This window comes from Caloranaerobacter sp. TR13, from assembly GCF_001316435.1.
GTDB lineage: Bacteria > Bacillota > Clostridia > Tissierellales > Thermohalobacteraceae > Caloranaerobacter.
The window spans coordinates 139085-152044 of record NZ_JXLL01000002.1 but is presented as its reverse complement, the minus strand read 5'-3'; the positions used below and the strand labels follow the sequence as shown (position 1 = coordinate 152044).

Here is a 12960-nt window from a genome sequence, read left to right as displayed (position 1 = left end):
TTAATCAGAAAAAGCTCTATTGTTTTTTCGCTTCAAATAATCCGCTAAAGTAATTATTCCACCTATTATTACATTCAAATAATACGTTATCATCCTCCATAAGAATATAGCATAAGGCAGCATAGCTACTCCAAAAAATCCTTTAAAAAACAAATAAAATCCACCTTCAGAAGTTCCTATTCTACCAGGAGTAGGCATATATGAAACTGCTACATCTAATAGAGACTGTATTGAAATAATATCCAAAAGCGAAGCTTTATTAAAACCCATAGACAGATATATAAAGTAAGTTATACTAAAGTATACGGTTATTTGAATAAGTGTAAGGAACGATATTTCTAATGAAATTCTTTTATTTTCCTTAATCTTATCGATACCTATCATATATTCATTTAAATGTTCTTCAAAACTAAGTACTATCTTTTCTAAATTTTTTATAATTTTAACTTTATGTAGTAAATGTAGAACAACGTTTATTAACTTTTTAGTAGTGTCTTGATTAAAAAATAAAGTTATTAAAGCTATCGTCCCAAAAAGCCTTATAATGATGCCTATTGCAAAAAAAGGCAATATCATTTTTAAATTTTTATAAATAAAACCTATCTTAATAACAAACATAAATACAGAAAATAATGTTACAACAATTTGAAATATAATAAATTTGGCTAATAAAATAGATGTTGATATTCCAATAGGTATAGATTCATTAGCCATTACATAAACCTGAGCAGGCTGACCACCACTTGAAAATGGTGTAATATTATTATAGTACTGCCCAATCATAGTAAATTTTATCGATTTTAATAAACTTGATTTCGAATTAATCATTTTTGTTAAATAATATATTATCAATCCATCAATTGCCCAGTATAAAACCATACATAATATACCTATTAAAAGATATATTTTATTTATTTTTAGCAATAATAAAGGTATTTCTGTTATCCTATTTTCTCCCAATATTAAAGATATTGTAATTACTATTAAAATTGCTACCAAAAGATAGTTTAAGATTTGCCTTTTCATAGACTTCTCCTAACTTTTAGTTTTCCAGCTTAGTACTAATTTCATTTTAAACCATTTATATATATTTTATTACTTTCTAAAAATATATACAACTTTTTTGCAATTATTTCAAATATTAAACTAAGTTGCTGTATTTTTCCCATCTAAAAAACCCTCCAGAATCAATTCTAGAGAGTTTATCCTGATTGTACAGACCACGGCTCAGGATCATCTAAACTACCACAATATCCTACACTAGCTGCAATTGTAGTAGTCAAGGTCAAAACAATTGTAAGTATGATGAATAACTTTTTCATCTTTATATCATCCTTCCATTTATTCATTTTCCTTGACATATCCAGATTGTATTAATATTTCTTTTATTTTGTAAATGTCCTTATCTACAAGATACCCACATAATCTTACAATTAATCTTTCTAATTTTTCTATTTTCTTATTCTCTTTTATAAATTTTACTATCTCATCTATTATATTTTTATCATCTATACTTACTGAACTCACGATAAAAATATCTATCAGCTTACAATACGTTTCTATTAATAAAGACATATCCCCTTTATTCTTTGCAATATCTGATAATTCTATTAAATACATTTTTGCTTTATTATACTTACCAATTTCAAATAATTTATCAATAAAAGATTTAATAGTAGAAATTAAATATATACTATTTATTTCTTTTCTTATTTCCAAACTTTTCTCTAAAAACTCAATTGATTTTTCAACATAATTCAGCTTATAATATACTTCACCTATATTATTATAAGCTGACGCCATTTTCTCTAAATTATTATTTACCCTAGATAAATCTAAAAGCTGCTTATATATTTTAAGCCCTTCTTCGTACTTTCCAATTCTAGTAAAAATATTTCCTTTTAACTGCAAAACATCCATATAGTTAGAATTTTGCGAAATTTCAAATTCTGATATAAGCTTATTTAAACAATTCAAACTTTCTTCATATGATTTTATTTTATATAAAGCTAGTGCATTATTGAATAGTATTCGTTTTTTTAGTTTTTCTTCAGATATATCAAAATTTTCCATGATTGATAACGCATAATCATTCAAACTAATAGCTGTTTCATAGTCCGATTTTTTTATTAAACATTTCCCTACTTTTGAACAGACATTAGCTAAGTTTGTATAATCCTTTAATCTAAAATAATTGCCTAGAGCCTTCATATAATAGAATTTACTTTTACTATAATCTAGCTTATTATAAAAATAATCTCCAGCTAAATCATAAATAGCTGCTTTTTTGGAAGGAATATCCCATTTTCTTAATAACTTTTCAGCTATATCAAAATCTGTTAAAAACTCATCTGGTGAATCTTTTATTTTAGTTTTTAAACTCTCTATAATCGTATCTAACTTATAAGAAACCTGCTTTTTTTCATCCGCTAAAAGATAATCTGCATCAACTTTATAGTCTAAATTTTTTCTTTGCAATATCTTTTTTAAATTATTAGCTAGAACTCTAGCAGTTTCATTGCTTAGTTTAACTTTCCCATTCTCTATATAGCTAATTAAACTTCTGTCAATACCATCTCCTGCCAACTCTTTTTGATTAATCTTCAAAAACTTTCTTATTGCCTTAATTTTCTCATGAGTAGGTAAAATGGTATCTTCCAAAATGTACACTCTATCAATCCCTTCATAGTCTATAATTCAGACTTATATATTATTAATTTACCCTTATTTATAATTAGATAACTATTTTACTAGTGTATCATTTATGTTTTTAAGTGTAAATACTATTACTTGTCCTTTATCTTGCCAAATTTTTCTGATAAAATATAATTGTTAGTATATTATGTGGGGGAGTGGAGTATTGGTATGTTTTCTAAGTTATTTGTAAACAAAAGAAATATTATAATCACTTCTATTTTAACATTTATATCTCTGGCCTTAATATTTACCATCACAGTTAAAAATAATAATAATCCTGTAACTGTTTCAGCAAACCAAAACGTTACTGCTTTTAAAGTTTCTATGAATAATATAAGCATTGGATTTGTAAAAAATAAAGATATTATAAATAATTTGGTTAATAAAATAAAAGAAGAAATTGAACAAATAGATAATACAGAAATATACATTGACAATAACAAATTCTCTTTCACCGAAGTTTCTATAAATAATAATGAAATAACACCTTTAGACACACTCAAAAAAAAGATTATTGATAACTTAAAATACGAAATAGAAAGTTACTGTATATCTATAAATGATGAAAAAGTAGTATATCTTAGCACTAAAGAAGAAGCTCAAAAAATATTAGACGACATTAAATCAATGTACATACCTGATACAAATAATGATAAGATTATACTTAACAGCGTAAACATAATAGAAGATGTAAAAATTATTCCTGTAAAAACAAGCCCAGACAAAATACTTAGTTATGAAGATACTATCAAATATCTTCTCAATGGTACAACTGAAGAGAAAATATATGAAGTTAAAAAGGGCGATAATCTTTGGACAATAGCAAAAAACTTTAAAATGTCAGTCAACGACATTGTCAAAGCTAATCCAAATATAAATCCTGAACTAATACATATTGGGGATAAAATCAATCTAATTGTACCAAAACCTTTTTTAACTGTTGTAGCTGATTATACTAAAACTTACGAAAAAAACATTCTATATAAAGTAGTAGTAAAAAAAGACCCAAGTATTTATAGAAATATATACTTAGTTAAGAAAAATGGTAAATTAGGAAAGAAAGAGGTAACTGAAAAAATAATAACCATTAACGGGCAAGTTGATAGTAAAGAAGTATTATCTGAAAAAGTTTTAAAAGAACCTGAAATAAAAATAGTAGTTCAAGGTACTAAAAGATTACCAGAAGATAATTTATTAGCTGCATATTTACCTGAAGGTAAGGGTATAGTTACTTCAAGATTTGGTATGAGATGGGGAAGGCATCATGATGGTATAGATACAGGCGTTCCACTCGGAACACCAGTATATTCAATAATGCCTGGTGTTGTTGCTTATTCTGGCTGGAAATCTGGTTATGGTAAGATTGTAATAATTGACCATGAGAACGGATACAAAACATATTATGCACACAATAGCAAATTACTTGTTAAAAAAGGGGATAGAGTTGGTAAAAGACAAAAAATAGCATTATCTGGCAACACAGGCAGAAGCACTGGCCCCCACGTTCACTTTGAAGTGCATAAAAATGGAAAACTATTAGATCCAATAAAGTTTTTAAAAAGCTACTATGGTAAATAAATATATGAAAATAAAAGTGAATGCTTGAAAGAGTTTAGTTAAAAAACTAGGTGAAAATTTTTGAGAAAAAAGGAAAGTTTAAAAACTTTCCTTTTTTAATCTAATTTCTTCTTAAATCTAAATGATGCAACAAGTAAAAGCAAAATACCCATTGTAGATAAAATAATTACTTCTCTCCATAAGTAATCCATGCCTATTCCCTTTAATATTATACCTCTTAAAATCTTTAAAAAATATGTAAGTGGTATAAAATAGCCAATAAACTGAATTATCTTAGGCATAGCCTCCCTTGGAAAAACAAACCCAGATAACAATACGCTAGGTAGTAAAAATAGAAAAGCCATCTGCATGGCTTGAAGCTGATTTTTTGCAACAGTAGATACAAGCATTCCAATAGCCAATGCACATATAACAAAACCAAATCCTAATGCAATTAATAGCAGTAAATTACCTCGTACAGGTACATTAAACCAATACGTACCAAAGAATAGTGCTATTAAGAATTCAGATGAACCAATAAGAATGTATGGTATCATCTTACCTAATATTAGCTCCCAAGATTTAACAGGAGTTACAATTAACTGCTCTATAGTTCCCTTTTCTTTTTCTCTTACAAGTGCAAATGCCGTCAGCATCACTGTTATGTTTTGCATAATAAGTCCTATAAGTCCAGGGATGGTAAATTTGGGAGTCTCTAGATTTGGATTGTACCATACCCTAGTTCTCATATCTATTCCACCTAAAATCTGTTCCGTCATTCCTTTGAGTTTTGAATTTTTCTGCTGTAATTTAATCGAATAAATCTTTGAAATCAATAGCCCACTTTGAAGTGCTGTTCTAGCAACTGTAGGGTCAGTTCCATCAATAATCAACTGTACTTGAGGACTTTTACCTCTTTTTAATTCTTTTGAAAAACCTGATGGTATTATTATTGCAGACTTTACATCTCCAGAATCAATTAGCCTTTCAATTTTTTTAATACTATTTACATAAATATTAGGTATAAAGTAATTTGACTGTGCAAATTTTTCTATAAGCGCCCTACTTTCTTGGGTTTTATCTTGATCGTATACTGCCATACTTATATCCTCAACGTCAGTATTTACCGCATATCCAAAAATGAGCATAAACATAACAGGCATAATTAATGCAATTCCTAGACTTGCTTTGTCTCTTTTTATATGTATAAACTCCTTTTTTACTATCGATAATAATCTATTTAAACTCACTTTCTTTCACCCACTTCCCCACCATGGATAAATCTCATCTCGTTAAAGGATGAACTTACTTTCTGTCCAGTTTCTTCTTCTACATAGCTTATAAAAGCATCTTCTAAATTTTTAACATTTCTAATTTTAATAATTTCTTTTGGAGTACCAGTAGCTAATATCTTACCACTAAATATAAAAGCTATTTCATCACAGCTTTCGGCTTCATCCATATAATGAGTTGTAACCAAAATTGTTATACCCTGCTCAGCTAATTTATAAATAAGTTCCCAAAATACTCTTCTTGAAACTGGATCAACACCTGCAGTAGGCTCGTCGAGAACTAACAGCTTTGGCTTGTGTATTAGTGCACAACCTAAAGCTAATCTCTGTTTCCAACCACCTGAAAGATGTGCTGCCAATGTTTTTTCTTTACCTTCAAGTCCAGCCATTTTTATTAGCTCTGCCATTCTCTCGTTCTTAACCTTTTTAGGTAGTGAATAAATACTTGCATAAAAAGACAAATTTTCTAACACTGTAAGGTCTTCATATAAACTAAATTTCTGAGACATATAACCTATATTATGCTTTATTTTTTCAGATTCTCTATATATATCAAAACCTAATACTTTACCTTCTCCACTAGATGGTGTTATAACTCCACATAGCATTCTTATCGTTGTAGATTTTCCAGCTCCATTTGGACCTAACAAACCATATATTTTCCCCTTTGGAATTTTTAAATTTATCTTATCAACAGCTGTAACCCCTTTAAACTTTTTTGTTAGATTCTTTGTCAATACTGCAAACTCTTCTGTCATTTCACGTCACCATCCAAATGAACATCTACAAGCATACCCGGCTTTAATTCAAAAGGTTTATCTATTAACTTAATCTTCACTGCAAAAACAAGTTCTTCCTTACTTTCTTTTGATTCAACATTTTTAGGTGTAAATTCAGCTTCTGGAGAGATATATACAACCTTACCTCTAATTTTCTTATCTTTATAATCTAATGTAAGCAGTGCTTCTTGGTTTAATGAAACTCTGTGTAGCTCCTTTTGAGGAACGTAAACCTTAACCCAGAGGTTGTTTAAATCAACAATTGTGGCTATATTACTACCTACAGATACTAATTCTCCTTTATTATAGTTTACTGTCTGTATAACTCCATCTACAGTTGAAACTATATCTCCTTTTGAAATTTGATATTTCAAAAGTTCTATCTGTGCATTTATGCTTTCAACCTTTGCCTTTGCCATATTTAATTCCTCTACAGTAGGTCCATTCAATAATAAATCTAACTGTGTCTTTGCCTGTAAATATTTCTTCTCTAAACTCTGAACATTTGTATATGAACTATCTAATAAGGACTTTGCATCCCTTACTTGCTGCTCAGATGCACCAGAATTTTTATAAAGGTCTTTTATTTTATTATAATTTTGTAACCTATAGTCATACTCTTTCTTAGCACCTTCTAACAGTACTTTAACTTCTTCTAAGCTAACTTCGGCTTTTCTTATTTCTTCACTTCTTGCTCCTGCTTTTATTTTATCAAGCTGTGCTTCTGCTATTTTCAATTCAGCTTCTAGTTGTTTAAGCTGCAAATTTAAACTTTTTATATCAACCTTAGCAATTAAGTCTCCTTCTTTTATTGCTTCTCCTTCGTGAACTAGAACTTCATTTAAAACTCCACTTACTTCAGTACTTATATCTACTTCATCTCCTTCTATAAAACCTGTATAAACAAGCTCATTACTTTCTTGTATATTGCAACCTGCAAGAAAAAATGTAAGCAAAATAGTAAATAATAAAAATCTCGCTTTCATCTAAATCCCCCTTAAATATTATATTTTTATACGTTGTTAGAATTTTTAACACTCATAAAAGCATATTATATTGATAATTATATTCCAAAATATATATTAGTCAAATTAAGCTAACTTTTTTCTAAATTTATTTTCTAATAAATCTTAAAATTTTTTATTATATCTGATATAATTTAATTGAAGGCTTTTATTTTTTGTTTGTTGTGCAACCGTTTGCATTTGTATTTTATAGAAGGCAGGTGAAATAATGAAACAGTACTTTAAAATTGATGAATGGAACATCATAGAAGAAAATTTACACCCAGAAGAAAACAGAATATATGAAAGCATAATGAGTCTTGGAAATGGTCATATGGGTATTAGAGGAAATTTCGAAGAAGATTACTCAGGCGATACTCTGCAAGGTACATATATAGCAGGAGTATATTATCCAGATAAAACTAAAGTAGGCTGGTGGAAAAACGGATATCCAGAATACTTTGCTAAAGTACTAAATGCTACAAACTTCATAGGTATAAAAGTATTAATAAATGGAGTAAATATTGATTTAGCTAAAGTCAAAGTTAGAGACTTTAAGCGCATACTTAATATGAAAAATGGTTATCTCTTAAGAAGCTTTACTATAATAGACTCTAAAAATAGAGAAACTAAAATCGAAGTAAAAAGATTTTTAAGTATGTCAGAGTTAGAAATAGCAGCTATATCTTACAGTATTACTCCATTAAATCATGATGCTGATATCTCTTTAATCCCGTATCTTGATGGTGATGTATCAAACGAAGATTCCAATTATAATGAAAAATTCTGGCTGGAAGTTAATAAATCTGTTGATGTAGGACAAGGCTTTCTAACCATGAAAACAAAAAAACTAGATTTTCATGTAACTTGTGCAATGAAATACGACATAAAAGAAGATGGTAACAATACTGCCAACAAGGTTGAACTTATAGAAAAGGAAAAATACGTTGGAAACAAAGTATTTTTTACAGCTTCTAAAGGAAAAACCTATACATTGTATAAGTACATCTCAGTTACAACAAATCGAGATTATGATACTGAAAATATCGAATCTGAAGCAATTAAAAAAGTTAATAATGCATATTCAAAAGGATTTGACGTTCTATTAAATGAACATATCTTAGCTTGGGAACGTATTTGGAAAGAAAGTGATGTAGTAATCGAAGGTGATGTCAAAGCACAACAAGGAATTAGATTTAATATTTTTCAACTAAATCAAACTTATACTGGTCATGACCCTAGACTTAATATAGGACCAAAAGGTTTTACTGGTGAAAAGTATGGTGGCAGCACTTATTGGGACACAGAAGCATTCTGTTTTCCATTCTACCTAAGTACCAGTGACCAAAGCATAGCTAGGAATTTACTTATATATAGATACAATCATTTAGAAAAAGCAAAAGAAAATGCTAGAAAGCTAGGTCTAAATGGAGCTCTTTATCCTATGGTTACTATGAATGGAGAAGAATGTCATAATGAATGGGAAATAACCTTTGAAGAAATTCATAGAAATGCAGCTATATCATATGCAATATTTAATTATGTAAGATATACTGATGATAAACAATACCTTTTAGATTATGGATTTGAAGTATTAGTTGAAACAAGCAGATTCTGGGCTGATAGAGTTAATTATAACCCTAGAAAAGATAAATATATGATTTTAGGAGTTACAGGCCCTAACGAATACGAAAACAATGTAAATAATAACTGGTATACAAATACAATGGCTGCATGGAATTTGGAATATACTCTAGAGGTTATGAAATATATAAAAAATGAACATCCTGATAGATTTGAAGAATTAAAAAATAAACTTAAGTTACAAGATGAAGAATTAGAAAAATGGCAAGATATAATAGATAAAATGTATTATCCATATGTAGAATCATTAAAAGTATTTGAGCAGCAGGATGGCTACATGGATAAAGAACTTCTTACTGTTAATGATATTCCAAAAGAGGAATTGCCAATAAATAAGCATTGGTCATGGGATAGAATATTACGTTCTTGTTTTATTAAACAAGCAGACGTAATACAAGGGTTATATTTCTTAAATGACAGATTTGATTTAGAAACTAAGAAAAGAAATTTTGATTTCTATGAACCAAAAACTGTACATGAATCGTCATTATCACCATGTATATACTCAATTATAGCTAGTGAAATTGGTTATGAAGAAAAAGCATATGAACTATATTTAAGAACAGCAAGGTTAGACCTAGATAACTATAACAAAGATACCGATGATGGGCTTCATATAACTAGTATGTCTGGAAGTTGGCTTGCAATAGTTCATGGATTTGCTGGAATGAGAATTAAAGATGGAATACTTAGTTTTTCGCCTTTCATTCCAAAAGCATGGAATAAATATTCATTTAAGATAATATTTAGAGAGCATCTACTTAAAGTAACTGTAGATAAGGAAATAATAACAATTGAACAAGAAGAAGGCGATGTGTTTACTTTAAGAGTATATAATAAAGAATATACTATACCAGCTGATAGTAAAATAACGATTAATATTAAAAAGGGGGCTTAATTATGTTAAATACAAAAGAATTACCTAAGGTAGCATATTTTTGTATGGAATACGGTCTAGATACTTCTTTAAGAACTTATGCAGGAGGATTAGGTATACTAGCGGGGGATTATCTAAAAGGAGCTAAAGATCATGAATTCCCTATTATTGGTATAGGTATCAAATGGAAACAAGGATATACTGATCAAATGATTGGAGAAGATGGTCGTCCATATGATGCATACCATAACTACGAATATGATTTCATGGAAGATACAGGAGTAAAAGTAACAGTTAAAATTCGCCAAAGAGATGTTGTGTGTAAGGTTTGGAAAGTAGAAAACTTTGGTAATGCACCTCTTTACTTATTAGATACTGACCTTCCTGAAAATGAAGATGCTTGGATAACAGGTCAGCTTTATGGGTGGTTTGGTGAAGAAAGAATAGCTCAAGAAATGGTATTAGGAATTGGTGGAGTTAGAGCATTAAGAGCACTAGGTATTGATATTGATGTTTACCATTTTAACGAAGGTCATGCAGTTTTTGCTGGACTTGAGCTTATAAGAGAAAAAATGGAAAAAGGTATGTCTTTTGAAGATGCATTAAAAGCTTCCAGAGAAGAAATAGTTTTTACTACACATACTCCAATTATTCAAGGAAATGAGTCTCATTATTTAGACAGATTAATGTATATGGGTGCCAATAACGGATTAACTTTAGAGCAGATGGTTAGAATTGGTGGAGCTCCTTTTAATATGACTGTTGCTGCTTTAAGAATTTCACGTATTTCAAATGCAGTTGCACAGCTTCACTGTCAAACTGCAAATAAAATGTGGGCTCATATAGATGACAGATCAGAAATTATAGGTATAACAAATGCAATACATCTTCCAACTTGGGTAGATGAAAGAATGATTGATGCTGCAGAAAATGACGGCGATCTTTGGGAAATCCATATGGATAACAAAAGAAAATTAATTGAATTCATAGAAGAAAGAAATGGGGTTAAACTTGATGCAGATAAGTTGCTTATAGGTTTCTCAAGACGCGCAGCTCCTTATAAGCGTAGTAACTTCATATTTACTGATGAAAAAGTAATTTCTCCACTTTTAGAAGAAGGCAAAATACAGATAGTTTTCTCAGGAAAAGCTCATCCACTAGATGATACAGGAAAGAAAATAGTAGAAAACATTGTTAAAATGACAAAAAAATATCCTAACTCTGTTGTATTTTTAGAAAATTATGATATGACTATAGGTAAAATGTTGACTAGAGGCTCAGATGTTTGGTTAAACAACCCTAGAAGACCAAAAGAAGCTAGCGGTACTTCTGGTATGAAAGCAGCAATGAACGGTGTATTGAATTTAAGTATTTTAGATGGATGGTGGCCTGAAGCTTGTAATCATGGCGTAAACGGATGGCAGTTTGGTGACGGTTTTGAAAGTGAAGATGAAGCTAAGCTAGATGCTCATGATTTAAAAGCTCTATATAAAGTTCTATTAGAAGAAGTTATTCCTACTTATTATAACAATCGCGAAAAGTGGATAGAAATGATGAGAAATAGTGTTCTTAGTACAAAGGATAAGTTTGCAGTTAAGAGAATGCTTGAAGAATATTATGAAAAAATGTACATTAGATAGAAAAGGTGGCTTTAGCCGCCTTTTTTATTTATCAAATTTAACTCTAGAAAAAATGTCATACATTAGAACAAACTTAATTATATAATAATATTAAAGTATCTTGTAGGGGGGGTATAATGATTGAAAAGCAAATAATTGAAAGAATTCAAAATGCAATAGACTATATAGAAGAGCATCTATATGAAAAAATTGAAATTGAAGATATTGCTAAGATAACCTATATGTCACTATCTTCGTTTTATATTGTTTTTTCAAATGTTCTTGGTACTACAGTTAAAGATTATATAAGAAAACGCCGCCTATCTCTATCCGCATATGATTTAGTAAAATCAAATATGAGTATTTTAGATATAGCTTTAAAATACCAATATTGTACTTATGAATCCTATTCTAGAGCATTTAAAAAGTTATTTGGTATTTCTCCAAAAAAATATAGAAATAAAAATCTATATACTAATGTTTTTCCTAGAGTTAATTTAACATATCAAAATTTGAGTGGGGGGATTAATATGATTAACAAAGAAATGAATAGAGATATTATAATTAATAAAATTAGTTCAATTAATAGCGGTTTTATATTAGATATTGATATTGATCATTTTCAACAGATTAATGAAAAGTATGGCTATAATATAGGAGATAAGGTTCTTATAGAAGTCCCTGAAAGAATTAAAACTGTTTTAAATAATTATGAATTAGATGTCGATGTAACTCGTATAAATGCTGATGAATTTGTAGTAATTATAAAAGATAAATCTAAAGATTTTATAGAGAAAATATCTTCTGAAATAATAAATATTATGACTAAAGAATTTGTATTTGATGAAGTAACACTAAGTGTTACAGTAAGTATAGGTATTTCAAAGTTTACTGTTGATTGTAATGATGAAGAAGTTATTAATAGTGTTAAAAAAGCTATGATATTAGCTAAAAAAAGTGGAAGAAATCGGTACAAGCTATTAAACTATTAGAATAACATCTAATATAGTTTATGATGATAATTCAAAAAGACGGTTCTAATGTTTCCTTAAGGATACATTAGAACCGTCATCTTATTTCCATTAATATCCGTATCTTGGTCCTGGATAACCATAATAAGGATGTCTTCTACCTCTTAATAATTCATTTAATAATATAATAAATATTAAATCTTTAAATAATCTTCTTCTACCATAGTGTCTTCTATTAGCTGAAGCCCTCCCATTCTCCAATGGATCCTTATCTATTTCTGGATATATTTTTATCATTTCTTCATATACTTCATCAACCATTATTCTTACTTCATCTTCATCAGGATAAGGGTATGGATATGGATTTTGGTACGGATAAGGATATACTCCATAATTATATGGATAATGTCTGTATATACACTCTCTAACCTTTGGCAACACTTCATGGTATATCTCTGGGTATTCGTACATGTATGAATAATTATAATACATAATAAACCCCCTCTCTATTCTATTTAAC

10 protein-coding genes are annotated in these 12960 nt (G+C 29.0%); 4 read left to right on the top strand and 6 right to left on the bottom strand.

Annotation, left to right across the window (positions count from 1 at the left end):
• Together TR13x_RS03800 and TR13x_RS03795 are read right to left on the bottom strand one after the other, a co-directional pair.
• The gene (locus TR13x_RS03800; RefSeq protein WP_054870572.1) at positions 1–1026 is read right to left on the bottom strand and encodes a lysylphosphatidylglycerol synthase transmembrane domain-containing protein; all 1026 of its coding nucleotides are present in this window, start codon (positions 1024–1026) and stop codon (positions 1–3) included.
• A gap of 315 nt (positions 1027–1341) precedes the next feature.
• A complete protein-coding gene (locus TR13x_RS03795; RefSeq protein ID WP_152912109.1) occupies positions 1342–2661 on the bottom strand; it encodes a tetratricopeptide repeat protein in 1320 nt (439 codons plus the stop codon).
• A gap of 204 nt (positions 2662–2865) precedes the next feature.
• On the opposite strand from TR13x_RS03795, the gene TR13x_RS03790 reads away from it, so the two are divergent.
• Positions 2866–4275, top strand: a complete 1410-nt coding sequence (locus TR13x_RS03790) for a M23 family metallopeptidase (protein ID WP_054870570.1) — start codon at positions 2866–2868, stop codon at positions 4273–4275.
• A 95-nt stretch (positions 4276–4370) separates the two neighbouring features.
• Here TR13x_RS03790 and TR13x_RS03785 read toward each other — a convergent pair whose 3' ends face one another.
• From TR13x_RS03785 to TR13x_RS03775, 3 genes are read right to left on the bottom strand one after another with little or no spacing between them, the layout of a single operon-like run.
• Positions 4371–5504 (bottom strand): ABC transporter permease, encoded by a 1134-nt coding sequence (locus TR13x_RS03785; protein WP_054870569.1) that lies wholly within the window; start codon positions 5502–5504, stop codon positions 4371–4373.
• Positions 5501–6304, bottom strand: coding sequence for an ABC transporter ATP-binding protein (locus tag TR13x_RS03780; protein WP_054870568.1), 804 nt, complete (start codon positions 6302–6304; stop codon positions 5501–5503). Before TR13x_RS03780 ends, TR13x_RS03785 begins: the two co-directional genes overlap by 4 nt.
• Positions 6301–7311 (bottom strand): HlyD family secretion protein, encoded by a 1011-nt coding sequence (locus tag TR13x_RS03775; protein WP_054870567.1) that lies wholly within the window; start codon positions 7309–7311, stop codon positions 6301–6303. The genes TR13x_RS03780 and TR13x_RS03775 overlap by 4 nt, the downstream gene beginning before the upstream one ends.
• Positions 7312–7558: 247 nt before the next feature.
• Between TR13x_RS03775 and TR13x_RS03770 the strand changes: the two genes are divergently transcribed.
• The 3 genes from TR13x_RS03770 to TR13x_RS03760 all read left to right on the top strand — a co-directional run bounded on the left by TR13x_RS03770 (position 7559) and on the right by TR13x_RS03760 (position 12461).
• Positions 7559–9871: a glycoside hydrolase family 65 protein gene (locus TR13x_RS03770; RefSeq protein WP_054870566.1), complete on the top strand. Its 2313-nt coding sequence runs from the start codon at positions 7559–7561 to the stop codon at positions 9869–9871.
• Between the two features lie 2 nt (positions 9872–9873).
• Positions 9874–11490: an alpha-glucan family phosphorylase gene (glgP, locus tag TR13x_RS03765; RefSeq protein ID WP_054870565.1), complete on the top strand. Its 1617-nt coding sequence runs from the start codon at positions 9874–9876 to the stop codon at positions 11488–11490.
• Between the two features lie 116 nt (positions 11491–11606).
• Positions 11607–12461 carry a diguanylate cyclase domain-containing protein gene (locus tag TR13x_RS03760; RefSeq protein ID WP_054870564.1) on the top strand — a complete coding sequence of 285 codons (855 nt, stop codon included), beginning with the start codon at positions 11607–11609 and terminating at the stop codon, positions 12459–12461.
• A gap of 90 nt (positions 12462–12551) precedes the next feature.
• On the opposite strand, the gene TR13x_RS11230 is transcribed toward TR13x_RS03760, so the two are convergent.
• Positions 12552–12932 (bottom strand): hypothetical protein, encoded by a 381-nt coding sequence (locus TR13x_RS11230; RefSeq protein WP_054870563.1) that lies wholly within the window; start codon positions 12930–12932, stop codon positions 12552–12554.
• Positions 12933–12960 lie beyond the last annotated feature (28 nt).

Bases quoted from the DNA above. Each gene is read 5' to 3' on its own strand.
- glgP (WP_054870565.1), top strand. From the start codon at position 9,874: ATGTTAAATACAAAAGAATTACCTAAGGTAGCATATTTTTGTATGGAA.
- TR13x_RS11230 (WP_054870563.1), bottom strand. From the start codon at position 12,932: ATGTATTATAATTATTCATACATGTACGAATACCCAGAGATATACCAT.
- TR13x_RS03760 (WP_054870564.1), top strand. From the start codon at position 11,607: ATGATTGAAAAGCAAATAATTGAAAGAATTCAAAATGCAATAGACTAT.
- TR13x_RS03770 (WP_054870566.1), top strand. From the start codon at position 7,559: ATGAAACAGTACTTTAAAATTGATGAATGGAACATCATAGAAGAAAAT.
- TR13x_RS03775 (WP_054870567.1), bottom strand. From the start codon at position 7,311: ATGAAAGCGAGATTTTTATTATTTACTATTTTGCTTACATTTTTTCTT.
- TR13x_RS03780 (WP_054870568.1), bottom strand. From the start codon at position 6,304: ATGACAGAAGAGTTTGCAGTATTGACAAAGAATCTAACAAAAAAGTTT.
- TR13x_RS03790 (WP_054870570.1), top strand. From the start codon at position 2,866: ATGTTTTCTAAGTTATTTGTAAACAAAAGAAATATTATAATCACTTCT.
- TR13x_RS03800 (WP_054870572.1), bottom strand. From the start codon at position 1,026: ATGAAAAGGCAAATCTTAAACTATCTTTTGGTAGCAATTTTAATAGTA.